Consider the following 22,461-nt stretch of genomic DNA (forward strand, 5'->3'; position numbering starts at 1 on the left):
ACCCCAGCGAAAGCTGGGGTCTCCCCGTTTCTGTCCGCCCCCTAGCCGCACGAGACCCCAGCTTTCGCTGGGGTGACGGGCTCGGTTTGGGTGACGGGCAGGTTTGGGATCATGGAGTCTGACATGCTGACATCGCTCCTGATCGCCAATCGCGGCGAGATCGCCTGCCGCATCATCCGCACTGCAAGGGCGCTCGGCATCCGCACGATCGCGGTCTATTCGGACGCCGACGCGAACGCGCTCCACGTCCGCCAGGCCGACGAAGCCGTGCACATCGGTGCCTCCCCAGCGCGCGAGAGCTACCTCGTCGGCGACCGCATCATCGCCGCCGCGAAGCAGACCGGTGCCGCGGCTATCCACCCCGGCTACGGCTTCCTGTCGGAGAACGCCGACTTCGCCCAAGCCGTGCTCGACGCCGGGCTGATCTGGGTCGGCCCCAACCCCGACAGCATCCGCGCGATGGGCCTCAAGGACGCGGCCAAACAGCGCATGATCGCCGCTGGCGTGCCCGTCACGCCGGGCTATCTCGGCGAGGATCAGTCCCCCGAGCGTCTGAAGATGGAGGCCGACGCGATCGGCTACCCCGTCCTCATCAAGGCTGTCGCCGGCGGCGGCGGCAAGGGCATGCGCCGCGTCGATACGGCCACCGAGTTCGTCGACTCCCTCGTCTCGTGCCAGCGCGAGGCGGCATCGTCGTTCGGCAACACCGACGTGCTGATCGAGAAATACATCCTCTCGCCGCGCCATATCGAAGTGCAGGTCTTCGGCGACAGCCACGGCAACGTCGTCCATCTGTTCGAACGCGACTGCTCGCTCCAGCGCCGTCACCAGAAAGTGATCGAGGAAGCGCCCGCGCCCGGCATGGACGCCGCCACCCGCGAGGCCATCTGTGCCGCCGCGGTAAAGGCGGCCAAAGCGGTCGATTACGTCGGCGCCGGCACGATCGAGTTCATCGCCGACGCCAGCGAAGGCCTCCGTGCCGACCGCATCTGGTTCATGGAAATGAACACCCGGTTGCAGGTCGAGCATCCTGTCACCGAAGAGATCACCGGCCAGGACCTCGTCGAATGGCAACTCCGCGTCGCGTCGGGCGAGCCCTTGCCCAAGCGTCAGGACGAGTTGAGCATCGACGGTTGGGCGATCGAGGCGCGGTTGTATGCCGAGGATCCCGCGAGCGGGTTTCTGCCATCGATAGGTAAACTCGATTTCTTCTCGATCGGTGAGAGTCATCTCATTCGTACCGAAACAGGCGTCGCCCTCGGCAGCGAGATTTCACCTTTCTACGACCCGATGATCGCCAAGCTAATCAGCCATGGCCGTTCGCGTGATTCCGCGGCCTATGGGCTTGCGAACGCCTGTCGAAACTCCATCGTGGCGCCCGTCAAAACCAACGCCGCGTTCCTGGCACGCGCGCTGTCGTCTGCGGATTTCCTGTTGGGAACCATCGATACGGGGTTCATCGCGAACCACGAGGCCGAGCTTGTAGGGTCCGGCGAACCCTCCGCCGCGGCGATCGAGTGCGCTGCGATGGCGGTGCTCCACGACGAGATGGGCGACGCAGGCTCCGTCCAGCTCTGGCAGTACGAAGCTCGACGCCAACCCGAGCCTTATCCAGGTTCGGTTTGGCGGTCGCTGGCCGGCTTCCGAATGGCAGCCGAACCTCGAATCCGGGTTGCGTTGACGCGCGACGGTTCGACGTTCGTGGTCGATCGCGTAGTTGAAAAGTCAGCGATGCTGTCAACGATCATCAAGGACGATCGCATTCTGGTCGCTGACATGGGCGAAAGCTATCTGTTCACGCGGTTGCGTTCCGACGGAGTCATGGCCGGCGCAGCGGCGGACGGTGCGATCCTATCGCCGATGCCGGGCCGCATCATCGCGGTCAACGTGGCAGCGGGCGATACCGTCACCAAGGGCCAGAAGCTCGTCACGCTCGAGGCGATGAAGATGGAGCATTCGCTGACCGCGCCGTTCGACGGCGTCGTCGCGGACCTCAACGCGGTCGAGGGCGGGCAGGTGACCGAGGGCACCATGCTCGTCCGCATCGAGAAGGATTCCTGATGGCCGGCCGCTATTTCGACGACTGGAGCATCGGCGACCGGATCGAGCACGAGATCCGCCGCACGGTGACCGAGACGGACAACCTCCTGTTCTCGACGATGACGCACAACCCGCAGCCGCTCCACCTCGACATCGAGGCGGCGAAGGCGAGCGAGTTCGGCCGGATCCTCGTCAACGGCACCTTCACCTTCGCGCTGATGGTCGGTCTGTCGGTCGGGGAGACGACGCTCGGGACGCTCGTCGCCAATCTCGGCTACGACAAGCTGGTGCACCCGAAGCCCGTGTTCATCGGTGACACGATGCGCTGCGAAAGCGAAGTGACCGAGCTAAAGCCTAGCAAGTCCCGCCCCAACGCCGGCATCGTCACCTTTACGCACCGGCTCATCAACCAGCGTGGCGAGATCGTCTGCCAATGCCTGCGCACCGCCCTGATCGAGCGGCGAGCTGGTGTGCCTCAGTGATTGTCGCGCGGTAGGCCCATCGTCTGTGCGATCCGCTGATACTTCTCGGCACCTTCGAGGATAGCGCCGGTCTCCATCTGGCCAACGGTCGCGCGCTGAATTTCCTGCCATGGAGTCTGCGAGCGGGGATAGGCATAGCCGCCGGCCTCGGTCAGCGCACGACGACGTTCGGCAAGCTCGTCGTCGGCGATCAGCACGTTGGCCGATCCCTTGGCGAGATCGATCCGGACGCGGTCGCCTGTGCGGATCAGCGCAAGCCCACCCATCGCCGCCGCCTCGGGCGAAGCATTGAGGATCGACGGCGACCCCGACGTGCCCGACTGCCGCCCGTCGCCGATGCAGGGGAGCGCGTGGACGCCTTCGCGGATCAGATAGGCGGGCGGGCGCATGTTGACGACTTCTGCGGCGCCCGGATAGCCGATCGGGCCGGCTCCGCGCATGAACAGCAGCGTATCGGTGGTGATGCCGAGCGAGGGGTCGTCGATCCGGTGGTGATAGTCCTCGGGGCCGTCGAACACGACCGCGGGGCCCTCGAACGCCTCGAGATCATCCGGGTTGGACAGATAGCGCTCGCGGAACTCCGGCGAAATCACGCTGGTCTTCATGATCGCGGAGTCGAACAAATTGCCGCGCAGCACGATGAAGCCGGCATCCTCCAGCAACGGTGTCGCGAACGGGCGGATGACGCGCTCGTCCTCGATCGTCGCGTTGCGGCAATTGTCGCCGATCGACTTGCCGTTCGAGGTCATCGCATCTTCATGGATTAAGCCCTGCTTCATCAGCTCGGCGACCACCGCGGGGACACCGCCGGCATGGTAATAATCCTCACCGAGATACTCGCCGGCGGGCTGGAGATTGACCATCAGCGGCACCTTGTGGCCGTAGGTCTGCCAATCGTCGATCGGCAGGTCGACGCCGATGTGGCGCGCGATCGCGGCGAGATGGATCGGCGCGTTGGTCGAGCCGCCGATCGCCGAATTGACGACGATCGCATTGTGGAACGCCTCCTTCGTAAGAATGTCCGACGGCTTCAGGTCCTCGGCGACCATGTCGACGATCCGCTTGCCGGTTCGATAAGCAACCTCCTGACGATCGCGGTACGGCGCGGGGATCGCGGCCGAGCCTGGCAGCTGCATGCCGAGCGCCTCGGCAAGGCTGTTCATCGTCGTCGCGGTGCCCATCGTGTTGCAATAGCCGGTCGACGGCGCCGACGAGGCGACGAGCTTGATGAAGCCCTCGTCGTCGATCGCGCCGGTCGCGAGCAGTTCGCGCGCCTTCCAGACGATCGTGCCCGAGCCGGTCCGCTCGCCCTTGTGCCAGCCGTTGAGCATCGGGCCCACGGACAGCGCAATCGCCGGGATGTTTACGGTTGCCGCCGCCATGAGGCACGCCGGCGTGGTCTTGTCGCAGCCGATCGTCAGCACGACCCCGTCGAGCGGATAGCCGTACAGCACCTCGACCAGCGCGAGATAGGCAAGGTTGCGGTCGAGGCCGGCGGTCGGCCGCTTGCCGGTTTCCTGGATCGGGTGGACCGGGAACTCCAGCGCGATGCCGCCCGCCTCGCGGATGCCCTCGCGCAGACGTTCGGCGAGAACGAGGTGGTGACGGTTACATGGCGACAGGTCGCTGCCGGTCTGCGCGATGCCGATGATCGGCTTGCCCGAGCGCAGTTCCTCAAGGGACAGCCCGAAGTTCAGATAGCGCTCCAGATAAAGCGCGGTCATGTCGATGTTCTCGGGGTTGTCGAACCACGCGCGCGAACGAAGCTTGGGCATGTCAGTCATCGAGGAGCTTTCTGGAGATATCAGCGGGCGACGGAAAGGCGGTAGATCATCGCGTGGTGATACGGCTTGCCCGGATCGACGCGGGCGGAAACGAAGTTCGGCTTGTTCGGCGCATCCGGGAATTTCTGCGGTTCAAGCGCGATGCCGTCGCCCATCCGGTACAGATGTCCCTTCTTGCCGATGAACGTGCCATCAAGGAAATTGCCGGTATAGAATTGCACGCCCGGCTCGGTCGTTAGCACTTCCAGCACGCGGCCCGAGGCAGGGTCCTCCAGCCGTGCGGCCAGTTCTGGCTTCGCGGTCAGTCCCTTATCCAGCGCGAAATTATGGTCGTAGCCGTGCCCGTAGCGGATCTGCTGGTCGCGACCGTCGCGAACCCCCTCGCCGACGATACGACCGTTGCGGAAATCGAACACGGTGCCGGCGACGGGTTGCAGCGTACCGGTCGGGATCAGCGTATCGTCGACCGGTGTGATCGCCTTGGCGGGGATCGTCAGCCGGTGGCCGTATGCGCCGCCCGCCGAGCCTTCGCCGGCGAGATTGAAGATCGCGTGGTTGGTCATGTTGACGATCGTCGGCTTGTCGGTCTTCGCATCATAGGCGATGCCGAGATTGCCGGCTTCGTCGAGCGTGTAGGTGACGGTGACGTCGAGATTGCCGGGATAGCCCGAGTCGCCATCCGGACTGCGGTAGCCCAGCACGAGCGTCGCGGTCGGACCGTTCGTTGCCGATACGATCTTCCAGGCAACTTTATCGAAGCCTTTCCCGCCGCCATGCAGCGAATTGACCTTGTCGTTGATCGGCAATTGATAGGCTTTGCCGTCAAGCGTGAAGCGGCCACCGGCGATGCGGTTGGCATAACGTCCGACCGTCACGCCGAAGAAATTGGGATGGTCGACATAGGACGCCAGGTCGTCATAGCCGAGCATGACGTCCGCGATCCTGCCGGTGCGGTCCGGGCCCATCAACGATTGGAGCGTTGCGCCGTACGATAGGATTCGCGCCGAGACGCCGTGCGCGTTGCTGAGCGTGACCGCTTCGATTGCAGTACCGTCGGCCAGCGTACCCGCGGAAGCGCGTTTCGCGTCGGCAGCAGTCGAGGCTTGCGCCCAAAGCGTGGCCAGCAAGGCGACCGCTGCAAACCCGACCTTCTTCGACGCACGCATGGTGGTTCCCATCGTTGATCCTCCCGACGCCGTTGACGCGCCTTGTTCGCCCATATAGTCAGACAATATATTTACGAGCAAGTCATGCGGTGGATAGACTATCGATCGGTCGCCGACCTGACGCGGAGGATGGACGAGAATGGCGCTGCCAATACACACCGATACGGACGTCCGCGACGACCGCGGCACGGCGAAGTCGGAGCCTAGCTACCGGTCCGCATTGACGCTGCTCGCCAGCCTGTTCTTCATGTGGGGCTTCATCACCGTCATCAACAACACGCTGTTGCCGCACCTTCGCAGCGTGTTCGACCTGAGCTACACGCAGACGACGCTGATCGAGAGCGTCTGGTTCATCGCCTATTTCTTCGCGTCGATCCCGTCCGCGAAGTTGATCGAGCGGATCGGCTATCAAAAATCGATGGTGTTCGGTCTCGGCCTCATGGCGGTCGGTGCGCTGATGATGGTGCCGGCCGCGCGGCTGCCGTCCTACGGCGTTACCCTGGTAGCCTTGTTCGTGATCGCCAGCGGTATCACGCTGCTCCAGGTCGCGGCGAACCCGTATGTCGCAGTCGTCGGGCCGCCCGAAACGGCGTCGTCGCGACTGAACCTCGTCCAGGCGTTCAACTCGGCCGGCGCGACGCTCGCGCCGCTGTTCGGCGGGTATCTCATTCTCGGTCGTTCGACGTCGGGCACGGCCGCAGCCGGCTCGACCGCGACGTTGTCGCAGGCGGAGCGGTTCGCCGACGCGCAGTCGGTCGTATTGCCGTATCTTATCGTCGCGGCCGTCCTCGTCGTGCTGGCAGTCGTGATCGCACGGTTTCCGCTACCCGCAATGGGGTCGGCGACGCAGCGTTCGGCCAAGGCGGATCGCAGGGGCCTGTCCTTATGGTCGCACCGCAACCTGGTGTTCGGCATCCCGGCCATCTTCATTTATCTGATAGCTGAAATCGGCGTTGCTAACCTGTTCATCAACTTTGTCAGCCAACCACAGATCGGCAACCTGACGCACGAGCAGGCGTCGCACTATCTGTTCATCCTGTGGGGCGGCATGATGGTCGGCCGGCTGATCGGCAGCGTCGTCATGCGGACGATCCCGGCCGAGCGCGTACTGGCATTTGCCAGCATCGGGGCGTGCGTCGTCATGTTGATCGCCACCTTCACCACCGGTCACGTCGCGATGTGGGCGCTGATCTCGGTCGGGTTGTTCCACTCGATCATGTTTCCCACGATTTTCACGCTTGGGATCAAGGGGCTTGGTCCGCTGACCGAAGAGGGTTCGGGCCTTCTCATCATGGCGATCGCGGGCGGTGCTCTGGTGATCGTCCAGGGGTGGCTGGCCGACACTTATGGTTTGCAGACCTCGTTCCTGCTGACCGCCGCGTGCGAACTCTATGTGCTGTTCTATGCGGTCTGGGGATCGCGGACGACCAGCGCGCTGCCGGATCAGTCCGCGCGTTGACCGTGTTCTAGCGCGTCATGGAAAGTTGCGTATCCTCGAACGCCAAGTCGACCAGTAGCCGCATCGCGGCACTGGCGGCGGCGGCGTCGCCTGCGGCGATCGCATCCAGAACCTTGATGTGATCGGGGATCGGATTGCGCGGCAGGGCGCGCTGGCGCTGCTTGAATTGCGTCGTCCAGCTTACTGCGGCGCCGATGCTGGCGCTCAGCACGATCAACGCGTCGTTGCGCGTCGCGTTGAGGATCGCGTCGTGGAACTCGCGGTCGGCCGCGCGTCCGGCTTCCGTTGCCAGCGTATGCCGTCGCATGGCTGCGATCGAGTCCCGCATGATCTTGATGTCGGACCGCTCGCGGCGCTCCGCAGCGAGCGCGCAGGCGGCCGGTTCGACGATCCCGCGCAACTCGAACAAGCCGCGAATGAAGGCGATGTCGGGCTCGCCAGCAAACGCCCAGGCGAGCACGTCGGGATCCAGCAGGTTCCAGCGATTGCGGGGCAGGACGCGCGTACCCGCCTTCGGACGGCTTTCCACGAGCCCCTTGGCTGTCAGTACCTGCACCGCCTCGCGGTACGCGCTACGCGATACGTCGAGCGCCGCCGAAAATGCGACCTCACCCGACAGGATGTCGCCGGGAGCATATTCGCCGGACAGGATCGCAGTGCCCAGCTTGTAGGCGATCGCCCCGTGAAGCCGCCGTCCGGTACCGCGCGGCGCGCGGGCGGCGGCCTCGGGCGCCTCCGTTGGCGTATCCGGTGTTGCCGCTAACGGTGTCTGAGGATCAGCAATAGTCTTCATGCATATGGCTCCTCGCTTGGCGTACCAGTCGCAACCGTCGGGAGGAACGGCAAAGATTGTCAATCGCCAGCGCTTTAGCTACTCCGAGTAATAGGGTTTGCCGCTGTATGCCGCTTACAGGAGTTGAGACAATGGGATTGCGTCTGTTGCAGCATAGGGCGGTCGATGGAACGCGATCGGTGATTGCGGCCACGTCGAACCAGGCCGCGTTCGTCCCGGGCGTGGACAGCGTTCGCGAACTTGCCGAACGTGCGATCGCTAACGGTGTCGACTTGGCGACGGCAGTCCAGGATTGCGGGGCCGGCGCGCCCGTCGACATTGCGGCGGGGCTGGCTGCGGGACGCCTGTTATCGCCGATCGACCATGTCGATCCCGCGCATCTGATCATGACCGGCACCGGCCTCACGCATCTCGGCTCGGCGGAAGGTCGCGACAAGATGCACCGCGCGGCCGCTGCGGCGCAGACGCAGACCGACTCGATGCGCATGTTCCTCGACGGCGTTGCCGGCGGCAAGCCGGCGCCCGGCGAAACGGGGCAGCAGCCCGAATGGTTCTACAAGGGTGACGGTTCGGGACTGATTGCGCCCGGCGGCAAGCTGACCAGTCCCGCGTTCGCGCAGGACGGCGGCGAGGAGCCCGAGCTCGCCGGCGTCTATCTGATCGGTCCGGACGGGACTCCGTTTCGGCTCGGCATTTGCCTTGCCAACGAATTCAGCGACCATGTGACCGAGCGACACAATTATCTTTGGCTCGCGCATTCGAAACTGCGGCAGGCTGCGCTTGGTCCCGAACTGCTGACCGGTTCGATCCCCGATCACGTCGAGGGCATGAGCCGTATCCACCGGGATGGCGAACTGCTGTGGGAAAAGCCGTTCCTGTCGGGCGAAGCGAACATGTCGCACACGATCGCCAATCTTGAGGCGCATCATTTCAAATACGCCCTGTTCCGTCGTCCCGGTGACGTCCACGTCCACTTCTTCGGCACGGCAACCCTGTCCTTCAGCGAGGGCGTGACGACCCGGGAAGGCGATATTTTCGAGATCGAGGCCGCGCCGTTTACGTTGCCGTTGCGTAACGCCTTGGCCGCTGCCTCGCCGGTAGACGTCGTGGTTCGGCCGCTGTGACCTCAGCTGCGCAACGGTAGCGTCAGGCAAACCACCAAGCCACCGAGCGTCGGTGACCGGTCTAGCGAGAGCGCGCCGCCGTTCAGTTCGGCTAGTTCGCGCGCGATCGACAGGCCAAAGCCATATCCTTCGCCGCTTTCGTCCAGGCGGCGGCCCGGCATCATCGCGTGAGTCATCGCCGTCCCATCGAGGCCGGGTCCGTCATCGGCGATCGACAGCGACACCGCAGCGTCGCGGGTCGTCGCCGCTATCGATATCGCGGTCGACGCATGCCGCCACGCATTGTCGAGCAGGTTGCCGATCATTTCGTCCAGATCCTGCGCGTCGATCGCGACCGTCAGATCGGTCGGTACCCCGATTTCCACCCGAAGCGGTCGTTCGGCGTGGATCCGGCGTAAGGTCCCGACGAGATCGACGATCGCGGGGGCAAGCGGCGTCTGCATGCGCGTTCCCATACCTCCGGCATCGACGCGGGCGCGACCCAGATGATGGCGGATTCGGCGGTCGATCTGGTCCACCATGTCGCGAACGTCGTCGGTAGCACCAGCTTCGGCAAGTTTCAGCGACAGTGCGGCCAGTGGGGTCTTCAGGCCATGAGCCAGATTGGCAACGTGTTGCCGCGCATGCGCCAGCCCCGAGGCGTTCTGATCGATCAATGCGTTTAGCTCGGTAACCAGTGGCTCGAGTTCGCCGGGTTGGCCTGTTGGCACATGGCGTTCCGTGCCGGCTCGCACGGCCGCCAGCGAAGCGCGCAGATCGCGCAAGGGCTTGAAGCCGATCCGAAGCTGCAACACCGTCGCGAGGGTCAGCCCGCCTCCCAGCAATGCGAGAGAACCGAGCAGGGGCAAGATCGCCTCACGCAACGGCGCCTCGACGATCCTGCGCGGTCCGACCGCGGTGATCGTGACGAGACCGAGACCGGTCGGGACGCTCGACGTACGCGAATGGAGGCGTTCGCCGTTTTTGGCACGGCTTTCGCCGGGTCGCGGTCCATGGTCTTCCGGCCCGCCGGGGGCGGCGCGGTCCATTCGACGTGCCGCGGGCACTGACGATAGCGGGGTGGCGCTACTGCGCCAGCTACCCGCGGGCCCCGCGACCTGCCATGCCCAGCCTGAACCAGGCGTGCCGAACCCGGCCAAGTCGACGACCCTCGCGCGATCGAGGGTCGCGTCGGGACGAACCGCGCGTGCGAGCACCGTCACCTGAGCGTCGAGCCTCTCGTCGAGTCCGTGCATCACGAACCGTTCGAGGACATGCCCTATGGTCACGCCCGCGAAAACGAGCGCGAGCACCGTGGAGATCGCCGCGAGTCCCAGCATGCGACCGAATAAAGAACGGGGCACGAGCGATGGCTTACGGATGCTCATGCTCCGTCGGCCGTCAGCCGATATCCCCGTCCGCGCACGGTCTCGATCATCTGTGCGCCGATCTTGCGCCGCAACCGGCCGATGATGACTTCGATCGAGTTCGAGTCGACATCGGCATCTCCTTCGTAGACGCGCTCGATGAGACCCGCGCGTTCGATCACCACTTCGCGACGCAGTATCAGGGCGGACAGGACGCGCCATTCGAAGGCGGTCAGCTTCAACGGCAGGCCATTCAGTTCGAACGTACCGAGCTGCGCATCGAACGTGAGCGGGCCGCAGGTGACGCGCGATGCCGCGTGCCCCGCTGCACGGCGGACGAGCGCGCGAAGGCGCATCACGACCTCCTCGACGCGGAAGGGCTTCACCACATAGTCGTCGGCGCCCGCCTTGAAGCCCTCGACCTTTTCCGACCAGCCATCGCGCGCGGTGAGGATCAGGACCGGCAGGTGGCGGTCCGCCGCGCGCCAGTCGCGTAGCACCGACAGCCCGTCGCGCTTGGGGAGGCCGAGATCGAGCACGGCGGCGTCGTAGAGTTCGGTGGCGCCGAGATGGCTGCCATCCTCGCCGTTGCTGGCCACGTCGACCGCGAAATGCTCGGAGCGCAAGGCCCGCGCGAGCCCGTCGGCAATCACCGCATCGTCTTCGACCAATAATACCCGCATGCCGATGTCCCTATGTCCTCAAGCCCAACGGAAACTGAACGGCTTGGTTCAGCGGGCGTCGGCAGCGCGCGTCTAAACGGTGATTCGTCAACCAATGAGAGGAACGACGCAAGTGATCGAACAGTCCCATACTGCCCCCGGGCGCTTCAACTTCCGCCGCAACCGGATCGCACTCGCTGCAGCCGGCCTGCTTGTCGTCGGCGGAGCGGCCGGCGCCGTGACCGTCGCGGCGACCCGTCCGAGCGTGACGATGGCGCCGGCTACCCCGGTCGCGATCCGATCGCTCCAGTCCGACGGCATCGTCACGATTCGGGGCACCGTCGCCGAAATCTATGGCAACAAGTTCGTGATGGCCGATCCGACCGGTCGCGCGCTGGTCGATCTCGGCCGCGAAGGTGAAGATGGCACGCTGGTCGCGGCTGGCCAGCCGGTCACGATCCAGGGCCGGTTCGAGCATGGCTTCGTCCATGCGTCGTTCCTGGTCGGCGCTGGTGGCAAGGTGACGGCGCTCGGCCCGCTCGGTGGTCCGCCACGCGGTCATCACGGGCCCGGTCATGGTCCGGACCGCGACGGTGGCCCGGATGGTGGTCCGGATGGTCGTCAGGATCGTGGCCCCGGTGCACCTCCGCCGCCTGCCGGCTTGGCACCACCGCAGCCGACGATCACACCCGGTGCAGCTGCGGCACCCGCGCCGCGAGCCACGCCCGCAACCTGACCCTACGCGGAGTCGGCTATACGCTGACTTCGCGTTTCCCTGCGTCTGGACGTCGCCGGACGTCGCCAATACCACGCCGTCACGACCAATGGGGCGGCGAGCAACAGCCCCGCCGCGTCGTCCCAGCCGCCATCGCCGACCAGCCCTGCACCGAGGCCCAGCAGCGTCGCGATCCCGAGCAGGATCGGTACGCCAAAGATCTGGCGGTTGGTCTTGTGGCTCACGCGATGTCGCCCGCCATGACGACTTCGCGTACGCGCTGGTCGCTCGGACCGCCGCGACGGCAGATCCACAGATACAGCCCGCTGCCCAGCACGATGATCGTCAGCACGTCGAACAACGCCCAGACGATCTTCATCGCCAGCCCGCCATAATCGCCGAAGTGCAGCGGCTGCGCGAGCAGCATCGCCTGCATGTACCACGGCATCGGCGTCACCGCGTCGAGCCGCCCGGTGGCTGCATCGACGAATCCCGGCAGCAGCAGCTTCGACGTCAGCGGCGTCGTGCCGTGAAAGAACACGGCGTAATGGTGCTTGCTGCTGAAGACGACGCCGGGGAAGGCGATGAACTGCGGCTTCATGCCTGGCGCCCTGCGCTGCACCGCATCGAGCGCAGCCTGCACCGACGCGCGCCCGGCCGCGAGCGGCGTGCGCGTTTCGCTCGCCATGATCTCGGCGAGGCCGTTCGATTTCCAGATCGCGGTGATTGGAACGACGAAGGTGTTGATCGTCCCCGTCACGCCGACGACGCTGGCCCATGCGAGCGTGACGATGCCGAGCAGATTATGCCGATCGAGCCATCCGAGCCGCTTGCTGCGTCCGCGCCGCAGCGTGCCGAAGTCGAGCTTGGCCATGAACGGCGCGTAGAGCACCACGCCTGAGACGACTGCCGCGAAGAAGAGCAACCCCATGAACCCGAGGAATATCTCCGCCCAAAAGCCGAGCAACATGTCGGTGTGGAGCTTCAGGATGAAGTCCATCACCCCGGAGACGTAAGGCGGCATCGCCTCGCCCGTGCGCGCGTCGAGGCCCATGAAGTGCATTTGCGCAGGGGCGGCATCGGGCGTGGGGCCGCTGGTGACATAGACGATCGGCCGCTCGTCGTCGAAGCTGAGATAGAGAGGGATATTGCCTGGCGCCGTCTTCGCGGCCCGCGCGAGGATCGTGTCGAGCGACAGCGGCGGTGTGCCGGCAGGCAGCGCTGCGAGCAGGGCGGGGGGATCGAGCCACGCGTCGATCTCGTGATGGAAGATCAGTGGCAGGCCGGTCACGCACAGCATGAGCAGGAACGCGGTGCAGATCAGGCTCGTCCACTTGTGGACGAGATACCAAGCCTTGATCGTGCCGCGTGTCACGCGTGGATAGTTTCGGATGATTTGGCTTCGCGGACGGTCACCGACATACAGGTACAGAAGTGATAACGATGTGCAATAGCGGTCTAGGCGGAGTCTGCTGACCCTCCCCCGGTAGGGGAGGGTCAAACCTAGTCGATCTTACGCGACGCCTGCACCGCCGGTCACACCATAGACCTCACCGGTGATGTAGCTTCCCTCCTGCGAGGCGAGCAGCACATAGACCGGCGCGATCTCGACCGGCTGACCGGGGCGACCGAACTGGCTCTTCGACCCAAACGTCTCGACCTTCTCCTGCGGCTGCCCGCCGCTCGGTTGCAATACCGTCCAGAACGGGCCCGGCGCGACGATGTTGGCGCGGATGCCCTTCTCGATCAACTGCTTGGCTAGACCCTTGGTATAGGCGGTGATCCCCGCCTTGGTCGTCGCATAGTCGAGCAGGCTGTCCGACGGATCATAGCCCTGCACCGACGCGGTCGTGATGACCGCCGCGCCTGCCGGAAGATGTGGCACGGCGGCCTGCGCGAACCAATGCAGCGCATACAGGTTGGTCTTCATCGTCTTGTCGAAATCCTCGGTCGACAGCTCGGCGACCGACGGCCGGGTCTGCTGGCGTCCGGCATTGACGACGAGCACGTCCAGCCCGCCCAGACCGTCGACCGCCTTCTGTACGGCGGCGCGGCAGAAAGATTCGTCGGTCACGTCGCCCGGCAACGCGATGCCCTTGCGACCCTCGGCTTCGATCAGCGCGATGACTTCCTTTGCATCGGCTTCCTCGGCAGGGAGGTAGACGATGGCAACGTCGGCGCCTTCGCGCGCATAGGCGATCGCCGCTGCGCGCCCGATGCCGCTGTCACCCCCGGTGATCAGCGCTTTCCGCCCCGTCAGCTTGCCCGAACCCTTGTAGCTGGTTTCACCGTGATCGGGCTTCGGGTCCATCTTCGACGCGATGCCGGGCGCTTCCTGCGGCTGCTGCGGAAAGGGGGGCTGCGGATACTGGGTGCGGGGATCCTGCATGGTGAGGCGATCGGCCATGGGTTGCTCCTGTGAAGATTGAGCAGGGGCAACCCATGTCGAGCCGGTTGGTTGCGTGCCGTCCGCGCGGGATCAGCGCGCGAATGTCACCGTCAGCGGCTCGAACCCATCAATGGTCGCGCGCACGCTTTGGCCTCGCAGGATCGGACCGACGCCGGCAGGGGTGCCCGTAAAGATCAGGTCGCCGGCTGCAAGCTCGACATAGGTCGACAGCGTCGCGATGATTTCGGGGACGCTCCAGATCATCATCGACAGGTCGCCTGACTGGCGCGTCTCGCCGTCCACGTCGAGCGCGATCATACCGTTATCGGCTGGCACACCCGGCGTCAGCGCGGCGATCGGCGCCGAGCGATCGAAGCCCTTGGCCATGTCCCAGGGGCGGCCGGCTTTCTTTGCGACGGCCTGCAGGTCGCGTCGCGTGAGGTCAATGCCGACCGCCGCACCGAAGATCAACGCCGCCGCATCGCCGGCCGGAACGTTCGCGCCACCCGCGCCGAGCGCGATGACCAGTTCGACTTCGTGATGCAGGTCTTCAGTCAGCAAGGGAAAGGGAAGGGTGCTGCCGTTGGCGACGACCGCGTCTGCGGGTTTGGCGAAAAAGAAAGGCTGTTGCCGATCAGGGTCGGAGCCCATTTCGCGCGCGTGGTCGGCATAGTTCTGGCCGACGCAGAAGATTCGGCGGACGGGGAAGCGGTCGGCCGAGCCGGCAATCGCGATCGTCGGCACGGTGATGTCTGGGATTTGCATGCTGACTCCTTCGTCCGTGGTCATCAGCCGCACGCGCGCGATTTGCAACGGATTGGGTTGGCAACAGCTCGGTTTGCAACGGAGGTGGAACGTCTTTCCGGTCAATGGGTTACGGCTAGGTACCAACTGGAGATACCCTCATGCCGAGCACGCAGCCCGTCCGTTTCGATCCTTCTGTCGAGACGATCGCACCCGACGAGCAGGAAACGCTGAAGACACTGGAGGGATCTTTCCAGGAAATCCTTGAGACCACGTCACAGGATTATGGCCACGCCGTCCGCTCGGTCCACGCCAAAGCGCACGGCATCGCGCGCGGCACGTTCACGGTAGCTGACAACCTTCCCGCCGAACTCGCCCAAGGCATATTCGCTACACCGGGTACGCACGAGGCGGTGATCCGCATCTCAACCAATGCCGGTGATATCCTCGACGATAGCGTCAGCCTGCCACGCGGCCTCGCATTGAAGATTCTCGATGTCGAGGGTGCGCGCCTGCCAGGGTCCGAAGGCGACACGACCCAGGACTTCATCATGGTCAACGGCCCTGCCTTCTCCGCCCCCGATGCCAAGGCGTTCTCGAAGAACCTGACGCTGCTCGCCAAGACGACCGATCGTTTCGAGGGTGTGAAGAAGGCGATGTCCGCTACCTTCCGGGTGGTCGAGTCCGCGCTGGAAGCGGTTGGCGGTCAGTCGGCGACGTTGCAGACGCTCGGTGGCGCGAAGCCGGTCCACCCACTGGGCGAAACCTATTACTCGCAGACGCCGTTTCGCCACGGCGACTATATCGCGAAGGTTGCGCTGTTCCCGGTCTCTACCGGCCTCACCCGCCTGACCGGCGAAACCGTCGATATCACATCACGTCCGGATGCACTGCGCGAGGTCGTCCGCGAGGAAATGATCGAGCATGGCGGCACGTGGGAGTTCCGCGTACAGCTCAACACCGACCTCGAGCAGATGCCGATCGAGGATGCCTCGGCGGTGTGGGACGAGAAGGAGAGCCCATTCGTGACCGTCGCGACGCTCGAAGTTCCGCCCCAACTCTCCTGGGAACACGGCGTGACCGATCATACCGACGACGCGCTGTCGTATAGCATCTGGCACGGAATTACCGCGCATCAACCGCTCGGCGGAGTCAACCGCGCGCGCAACGAAACATATAAGCAGTCGGCGAACTTCCGCGGCAAGTTCAACGGTTGCCCGATGCACGAGCCGACCAAGCTGTCCGAACTTGCCTGACGTCGCCGCATTGAAGCTCTTTCACGTCAGTGACGTGCATTTCGGCGCGGAGGACCCGGCGGCGATCGCCTGGTTCTCCGAGCGCGTGGCAGTAGAAAAGCCGGACGCAGTCATCATGACCGGCGACCTGACGATGCGTGCTACCAAGGACGAATTCCAGCGCGGCGGGGATTGGCTCCGCTCGCTGGGGGTCCCAGTCACGCTGGAGGTCGGCAATCACGATATCCCCTATTACTGGGATCCGTTCCGCCGCATCTTCGCGCCCTACCAGCGTTATGCCGCGGTCGAGAAGATGATCGAGCGGCCGCTGGAGCTACCGGGCCTGACGGTCGTGCCGTTGAAGACTACCGCGCGCGCGCAGTGGCGGTGGAACTGGTCCAAGGGGCGCGTGAGTCCCGGTTCGCTCACGCGCGCCTTGGCGATGATCGCAGACGTGCCCAAGGGAAATCTGATCTTTATCGGCGCGCATCATCCACTGATCGAAGGCGGCACGACCGGCACCGCGAAGACGCGCAACGGTGACGAAGCGCTTACCGCTCTCGCCGAGGCGGGCGCGCACGCGGTATTGTCGGGGCATGTCCACGATCCGTTCGACGTGCCTGTCGAACGCGAAGGGCGGACAATCCGAATGATCGGGGCTGGGACCCTGTCAAAACGAACACGGGGAAGTCCGCCGGCGTTCAACGAGATCAGGGTTACCGGCGGGCGGTTCGAGACGTTGGCGCGAACGCTGTCGCCTGAAGCCAAGCACTCGATCACCAGTCCGTTCTAGCGGCTTGGTCGCGGTCCGATCCGCACGGTCTTGACGTGGATTCTCGATCTATGGGGCTGTACCCCCGTTGAACTCGATATCGATCTCGACCCAACCACCCAGGATTTGCTTGCCGCCGACGCGGGGCGGCCGAACCCGGAACTGCCAAGCGGCCTGGCGCATCGCGCGCGCGAGCCCCGAGCCGACCGGCGATTCGCTGAGCGCGCGGCAGTTCTCGACCTGGTAGTTCGCGATCATCCGACACGCGATCTTCGCCCAGCTGTTCGGCGGCGGCGCGCTTTTCAGATAGCCGTTGAGTTCGGCATCGGTGGGGCGGCGATACCATTCGACCTTGTATAGCCGCTCGCCACCCGGGCCCTCGCCGGGGCCATAGGCCGAACCGCTGTCCTTGCCCTTGCCGGATCCGCTACCGCCATCGCCGCCGGCCAGCTGGTCGTCGGGGTGCGATGGCATCTTCGAGATATCGGCGGCTTCGAACATTTCCATGCCGCCCAGCATCTTGATCGGCAAAGGTGGCGGCGCCTTTGGCGGGGCCGGGAGGGCCTTTGCGGCAGCGATACGTGGTGCCGCACGCTGTGGCGAACCACCGCTCGCGCGCTTCTGTTTCGTCGGTGACGGCGTCCGCTTTTCGGGCGTTGGCGTCGTCTGATCGGGCGCCATCTGGAAAACGACCGGATCGCGCCGCGCCTCCGGTTTGGCGAACGGCGAGGGCGCCAACTGTACCAGCAGCAGGAGAATGAGGATGTGCGCGATGATCGTCAGGACGAACGCAGCAGTGCGCCGGCGCGCCGCGCCGCGCGTCTCGATCGACGAAGGATGGTACGCCGACCGCATCGGCAGACCGCCTAGCCCCGAGAGGCGCCGCCCGCAACCGCAAGCCGTCCGATGACGAAGAGTTCATCCGCCGGGCTGTCGGGGACACTCGACTGGTGTGCTCACGGCACGGCCAATGACTTGCTCTACACCGTCCCGACGGAGAGCTATTTGCGAGGTATGCCGGTAACGGACGTCGACGGGCAGGTCATGTTTACGCTGATCGTTCCGGGCGGATTCCCGGCGCTGGACGCATATCCAATTGGAAGTGTTTTCCTTCTGCAACCAGCGGTCGTTACGCAGCGTTCGTCGGCCAATTTGGCATTGCCTGCAGCAGTCCGCGCAAGGCTACACCTGAAATGCCCGATCGGCATGGCGCGGCAGGCGCACGCGACAGGTCTCGTACTTCAGATCGCAACGCCGACGATGCCGGTTCGTGACGCACGTCCTCGTTGCAGAAAGCGCCTCGTCTCTGCGGCGGATAGGCTCTGAGCATCTATTTCTACGAGACCTGTCCAGCTCGCGTTCGCGTTCACAACAAGAAAGGCCGCCACCCGGTATCCCGGACGACGGCCTTTCTTCATTCAGCGTGGAGCGCTGACGAAACCGATCACTCGGCCTCGTTCAGATACTCGCCGGCATCCGCGTCGGTGCCGGTGCCCGAGGTCACGACCTCGGCCAGGGCATCGTCACCCGTACCCGCCGAATCGCGCGGCGAGCGAGCGAGTTCGGCGTCATGCTCTTCCTTGGCGTTCTTGGGCGCGATGATCGAGACTTCGGCCATCTTGCGCTGTTGAACACGGAGCGCGGCGTCGCGGCTGTTGGCCACGACACGCAGGCGGTTGAGGCCTGCACCGGTGCCTGCCGGGATGAGCCGGCCGACGATCACGTTCTCCTTCAGACCCATCAGCATGTCCTGCTTACCCTGGACCGCTGCCTCGGTGAGGACGCGGGTGGTTTCCTGGAACGATGCCGCCGAGATGAAGCTGCGGGTCTGCAGCGACGCCTTGGTGATGCCGAGCAGGATGGGCTTGCCCTGTGCGCGGGTCTGCTTCTTCTCCAGCTTCTCGTTGGTCGCGTCCATTTCCTCGCGATCGACCTGCTCGCCCTTCAGCAGCGTGGTGTCGCCGCCGTCGGTGATCTCGACCTTCTGCAGCATCTGACGAACGATCGTCTCGATGTGCTTGTCGTTGATCTTCACGCCCTGGAGACGATAGACCTCCTGGATTTCCGACACGAGATACTCGGCGAGGGGTTCGATGCCCATCGTCTCGAGGATGTCGTGCGGATCAGGCGAGCCGCCGATCAGGTTGTCGCCGCGCTTGACGTAATCGCCTTCCTGGACGTCGATGACCTTCGACTTCGGCACCAGATACTCGACGACGTCGCCGCCATCCTCGGGCTGGATGCCGATCTTGCGCTTCGCCTTATAGTCCTTGCCGAACACCACGCGGCCCGAGATTTTGGCGATGATCGCCGAGTCCTTGGGGATACGCGCCTCGAACAGCTCGGCAACACGCGGCAGACCACCGGTGATGTCGCGCGTCTTGGCGCTCTCGCGGCTGACGCGGGCCACGACGTCGCCGCCGAACACCTGTGCGCCGTCCTCGACCGACAAGGTCGCGCCGATCGCCAGCATGTAGCGGCCGGTCTCGCCCGACGTCTCGTCGAGCAGGGTCATGCGCGGACGCAGATCCTCCTTCGACTTGGTCGCCGCACGATATTCGATCACGACGCGCTGGGCGATGCCCGTGGCTTCGTCGGTCTGCTCGGTGAGCGTCTTGCCCTCGATCAGGTCGACATACTTGATCGTGCCAGGGTTCTCCGTGATCACCGGCATGGTGAACGGATCCCACTCGGCCATCCGATCGCCGCGCGACACGATGTGACCATCGTCGAACAGCACGTACGCACCGTAGGGGATGCGATCGACCGAGAGCTCGCGGCCGTCCATGTCGACGATCGCGATTTCGCCTGAGCGGCTGAGCACCACGCGACGGCCACGCTGGTCGACGATGATACGCAGATCGCGGAACTGCACCGTACCGTCGGCATGCGCCTCGAGGTTCGACGTTTCGTTGAGCTGCGCCGCACCACCGATGTGGAACGTACGCATCGTCAGCTGCGTGCCCGGCTCACCGATCGACTGCGCGGCGATGACGCCGACAGCTTCACCGATGTTGACCGGCGTACCGCGGGCGAGATCGCGCCCGTAGCACTTGCCGCAAACGCCGATCTTCGATTCGCAGACCAACGGGCTGCGGATCTTGCACGACTGCGTGCCGAGGCCCTCGATCGTCGTGATCATCGGCTCGTCGAGCAGCGTACCCGACGGGATGACGACCTTGCCGGTCTTCGGATCGACGATGTCCTCCGCGGTCGTACGACCGAGGATGCGCTCGCCGAGGCTTGCGATCGTCGAACCACCCTGGAGAATGGCCTTCATCTCCAGCGCGCGGGTCGTGCCGCAATCCGGTTCGATGATGACGCAATCCTGCGACACGTCGACCAGACGACGCGTCAGGTACCCCGAGTTCGCCGTCTTCAACGCCGTATCCGCGAGGCCCTTGCGAGCGCCGTGGGTCGAGTTGAAGTACTCAAGGACGGTGAGGCCTTCCTTGAAGTTCGAGATGATCGGCGTTTCGATGATCTCGCCCGACGGCTTGGCCATCAGGCCACGCATACCGGCAAGCTGCTTGATCTGCGCCTGCGAACCACGAGCACCGGAGTGGGCCATCATGTAGATCGAGTTGATCGGCTTTTCACGGCCGGTTTCCTCATCGACCTTCACCGCACGGATCTCGTCCATCATGGCGTTCGCGACCTGGTCGCCGCAACGGCTCCAGGCGTCGATCACCTTGTTGTACTTCTCCTGCTGCGTGATCAGGCCGTCCTGATACTGCTGCTCGAAGTCCTTCACGAGCGCCTTGGTGTCGTCGACCAGACCAACCTTGGCGTCCGGAATGATCATGTCGTCCTTGCCGAACGAGATGCCGGCGCGGAACGCGTGGCGGAAGCCGAGCGACATGATCGCGTCGGCGAACAGCACGGTCTCCTTCTGGCCGGTGTGACGATAGACCTCGTCGATCACGTCGCCCACGTCCTTCTTGGTGAGGAGGCGGTTGACGGTCTCGAACGGCACCTTGTGGCTGTGCGGCAGGGTCTCGCCAAGCAGCATGCGGCCTGGCGTCGTCTCGTACCGCTTGAGGTACTGCTTGCCCTTCTCATCGGTCTGCGGAACGCGGCTGATGATCTTGGTGTGCAGCGTCACGGCGCCAGCGTTCAGTGCCTGGTGCACCTCGGCCATGTCGGAGATCAACATCCCCTGACCCGGCTCGTTCTCCTTCATCATCGACAGATAATAGAGACCGAGGACCATGTCCTGCGACGGAACGATGATCGGCTTGCCGTTGGCAGGCGACAGGATGTTGTTCGTCGACATCATCAGGACGCGTGCTTCGAGCTGGGCCTCGAGGCTCAGCGGGACGTGCACGGCCATCTGATCGCCGTCGAAATCGGCGTTGAACGCGGAGCAGACCAGCGGGTGAAGCTGGATCGCCTTGCCCTCGATCAGAACCGGCTCGAACGCCTGGATGCCAAGACGGTGAAGCGTCGGCGCACGGTTCAGCATGACCGGATGCTCGCGGATCACCTCGTCCAGGATGTCCCAGACTTCCTTGCGTTCCTTCTCGACCCACTTCTTCGCCTGCTTCAGGGTCATCGACAGACCCTTCGCATCGAGACGTGCGTAGATGAACGGCTTGAACAGCTCGAGCGCCATCTTCTTCGGCAGGCCGCACTGATGCAGCTTCAGCTCAGGCCCGGTCACAATGACAGAACGACCCGAATAGTCGACGCGCTTGCCGAGCAGATTCTGGCGGAAGCGGCCCTGCTTGCCCTTGAGCATGTCGGAAAGCGACTTCAGCGGACGCTTGTTGGCACCCGTGATCGTGCGACCGCGACGACCATTGTCGAACAGTGCGTCGACGGCCTCCTGGAGCATGCGCTTCTCGTTGCGGACGATGATGTCCGGCGCGCGGAGCTCCATCAGGCGCTTCAGGCGGTTGTTCCGGTTGATGACGCGGCGATACAGATCGTTCAGATCCGACGTCGCGAAACGACCACCGTCCAGCGGCACCAGCGGGCGCAGTTCGGGCGGGATGACCGGAACGACCTCAAGAATCATCCACTCGGGGCGGTTGCCCGAATCGATGAAGCTCTCGACGACCTTCAGGCGCTTGATGATCTTCTTGGGCTTCAGCTCGGACTTGGTGACCGCGAGCTCTTCGAGCAGCGCGGTACGCTCACCGACGAGGTCGAGCGATTCGAGCATGATGCGGACCGCTTCGGCACCGATACCGGCCGAGAACGCGTCCTCGCCATACTGGTCCTGGGCGTCGAGGAGCTCGTCCTCGGTCATCAGCTGGTACTTCTCGAGCGGGGTCAGGCCCGGCTCGATCACGATGTACGCCTCGAAGTACAGCACGCGCTCGAGCTGCTTCAGCTGCATGTCGAGCAGCAGGCCGATGCGCGACGGCAGCGACTTCAGGAACCAGATGTGCGCGACCGGAGCGGCGAGCTCGATATGGCCCATCCGCTCGCGGCGGACCTTCGAGACGGTAACCTCGACGCCGCACTTCTCGCAGACGATGCCCTTGTACTTCATGCGCTTGTACTTGCCGCACAGGCACTCGTAGTCCTTGATCGGACCGAAGATGCGCGCGCAGAACAGGCCGTCACGCTCGGGCTTGAACGTGCGGTAGTTGATGGTCTCGGGCTTCTTGATCTCGCCGAACGACCACGAACGGATCTTGTCCGGGGACGCGATGCCGATCTGGATCTGGTCGAACGTCTCGGTCTTTGCGACCGGATTGGCGAAGGGGGTCATCTCGTTCATTTTATTCTCCATTCCCCTT

General features: G+C 64.5%; 18 protein-coding genes. 7 read left to right on the plus strand and 11 right to left on the minus strand.

The window, feature by feature from the left end:
- Positions 1-123 precede the first annotated feature (123 nt).
- The gene (locus SJY41_RS01180; RefSeq protein ID WP_380778351.1) at positions 124-2,061 is read left to right on the plus strand and encodes an acetyl/propionyl/methylcrotonyl-CoA carboxylase subunit alpha; all 1,938 of its coding nucleotides are present in this window, start codon (positions 124-126) and stop codon (positions 2,059-2,061) included.
- Positions 2,061-2,522 (plus strand): MaoC family dehydratase, encoded by a 462-nt coding sequence (locus tag SJY41_RS01185; RefSeq protein ID WP_380778353.1) that lies wholly within the window; start codon positions 2,061-2,063, stop codon positions 2,520-2,522. The genes SJY41_RS01180 and SJY41_RS01185 overlap by 1 nt, the downstream gene beginning before the upstream one ends.
- Here the strand turns inward: SJY41_RS01185 and SJY41_RS01190 are convergent.
- Positions 2,516-4,306 (minus strand): IlvD/Edd family dehydratase, encoded by a 1,791-nt coding sequence (locus SJY41_RS01190; RefSeq protein ID WP_380778355.1) that lies wholly within the window; start codon positions 4,304-4,306, stop codon positions 2,516-2,518. The genes SJY41_RS01185 and SJY41_RS01190 overlap by 7 nt on opposite strands.
- A 20-nt stretch (positions 4,307-4,326) precedes the next feature.
- Complete coding sequence (locus SJY41_RS01195; RefSeq protein WP_380778357.1) at positions 4,327-5,484, minus strand: aldose epimerase family protein; 1,158 nt, start codon at positions 5,482-5,484, stop codon at positions 4,327-4,329.
- Positions 5,485-5,611: 127 nt separating this feature from the next.
- Here SJY41_RS01195 and SJY41_RS01200 point away from each other — a divergent pair, with 127 nt between their 5' ends.
- Positions 5,612-6,931 (plus strand): sugar MFS transporter, encoded by a 1,320-nt coding sequence (locus SJY41_RS01200; protein ID WP_380778359.1) that lies wholly within the window; start codon positions 5,612-5,614, stop codon positions 6,929-6,931.
- Positions 6,932-6,938: 7 nt separating this feature from the next.
- Here the strand turns inward: SJY41_RS01200 and SJY41_RS01205 are convergent, their stop codons facing one another.
- Complete coding sequence (locus tag SJY41_RS01205; RefSeq protein ID WP_380778361.1) at positions 6,939-7,724, minus strand: FadR/GntR family transcriptional regulator; 786 nt, start codon at positions 7,722-7,724, stop codon at positions 6,939-6,941.
- 131 nt (positions 7,725-7,855) lie between these two features.
- On the opposite strand from SJY41_RS01205, the gene araD1 reads away from it, so the two are divergent.
- Positions 7,856-8,848: an AraD1 family protein gene (gene araD1, locus SJY41_RS01210; protein ID WP_380778362.1), complete on the plus strand. Its 993-nt coding sequence runs from the start codon at positions 7,856-7,858 to the stop codon at positions 8,846-8,848.
- Positions 8,849-8,850: 2 nt separating this feature from the next.
- On the opposite strand, the gene SJY41_RS01215 is transcribed toward araD1, so the two are convergent.
- Together SJY41_RS01215 and SJY41_RS01220 are read right to left on the minus strand one after the other, a co-directional pair.
- Entirely contained in the window at positions 8,851-10,191 is a 1,341-nt protein-coding gene (locus SJY41_RS01215; RefSeq protein ID WP_380778364.1) for a sensor histidine kinase, read from the minus strand.
- A 20-nt stretch (positions 10,192-10,211) separates the two neighbouring features.
- Entirely contained in the window at positions 10,212-10,877 is a 666-nt protein-coding gene (locus SJY41_RS01220; protein ID WP_380778365.1) for a response regulator, read from the minus strand.
- Positions 10,878-10,989: 112 nt separating this feature from the next.
- On the opposite strand from SJY41_RS01220, the gene SJY41_RS01225 reads away from it, so the two are divergent.
- Positions 10,990-11,592 carry a hypothetical protein gene (locus tag SJY41_RS01225; RefSeq protein ID WP_380778367.1) on the plus strand — a complete coding sequence of 201 codons (603 nt, stop codon included), beginning with the start codon at positions 10,990-10,992 and terminating at the stop codon, positions 11,590-11,592.
- A 2-nt stretch (positions 11,593-11,594) separates the two neighbouring features.
- Here SJY41_RS01225 and SJY41_RS01230 read toward each other — a convergent pair whose 3' ends face one another.
- From SJY41_RS01230 to SJY41_RS01245, 4 genes are all read right to left on the minus strand, one after another.
- Entirely contained in the window at positions 11,595-11,816 is a 222-nt protein-coding gene (locus SJY41_RS01230) for a hypothetical protein (RefSeq protein ID WP_380778368.1), read from the minus strand.
- Positions 11,813-12,946: a PepSY-associated TM helix domain-containing protein gene (locus SJY41_RS01235; protein WP_380778370.1), complete on the minus strand. Its 1,134-nt coding sequence runs from the start codon at positions 12,944-12,946 to the stop codon at positions 11,813-11,815. Before SJY41_RS01235 ends, SJY41_RS01230 begins: the two co-directional genes overlap by 4 nt.
- A 138-nt stretch (positions 12,947-13,084) precedes the next feature.
- A complete protein-coding gene (locus tag SJY41_RS01240) occupies positions 13,085-13,978 on the minus strand; it encodes an SDR family oxidoreductase (RefSeq protein WP_380778371.1) in 894 nt (297 codons plus the stop codon).
- Between the two features lie 72 nt (positions 13,979-14,050).
- Positions 14,051-14,725 carry a fumarylacetoacetate hydrolase family protein gene (locus SJY41_RS01245; RefSeq protein ID WP_380778373.1) on the minus strand — a complete coding sequence of 225 codons (675 nt, stop codon included), beginning with the start codon at positions 14,723-14,725 and terminating at the stop codon, positions 14,051-14,053.
- Between the two features lie 140 nt (positions 14,726-14,865).
- On the opposite strand from SJY41_RS01245, the gene SJY41_RS01250 reads away from it, so the two are divergent.
- Both SJY41_RS01250 and SJY41_RS01255 read left to right on the plus strand, forming a co-directional pair.
- A complete protein-coding gene (locus SJY41_RS01250; RefSeq protein ID WP_380778375.1) occupies positions 14,866-15,960 on the plus strand; it encodes a catalase family protein in 1,095 nt (364 codons plus the stop codon).
- Positions 15,953-16,732: a metallophosphoesterase family protein gene (locus tag SJY41_RS01255; RefSeq protein ID WP_380778377.1), complete on the plus strand. Its 780-nt coding sequence runs from the start codon at positions 15,953-15,955 to the stop codon at positions 16,730-16,732. The genes SJY41_RS01250 and SJY41_RS01255 overlap by 8 nt, the downstream gene beginning before the upstream one ends.
- 48 nt (positions 16,733-16,780) lie before the next feature.
- On the opposite strand, the gene SJY41_RS01260 is transcribed toward SJY41_RS01255, so the two are convergent.
- Together SJY41_RS01260 and rpoC are read right to left on the minus strand one after the other, a co-directional pair.
- Positions 16,781-17,566 (minus strand): hypothetical protein, encoded by a 786-nt coding sequence (locus SJY41_RS01260; protein ID WP_380778379.1) that lies wholly within the window; start codon positions 17,564-17,566, stop codon positions 16,781-16,783.
- A 589-nt stretch (positions 17,567-18,155) separates the two neighbouring features.
- Positions 18,156-22,442 (minus strand): DNA-directed RNA polymerase subunit beta', encoded by a 4,287-nt coding sequence (gene rpoC, locus SJY41_RS01265; protein ID WP_380778381.1) that lies wholly within the window; start codon positions 22,440-22,442, stop codon positions 18,156-18,158.
- Positions 22,443-22,461 lie beyond the last annotated feature (19 nt).

Origin of the sequence: Sphingomonas sp. R86520, assembly GCF_042466285.1 — a bacterium.
GTDB lineage: Bacteria > Pseudomonadota > Alphaproteobacteria > Sphingomonadales > Sphingomonadaceae > Sphingomonas.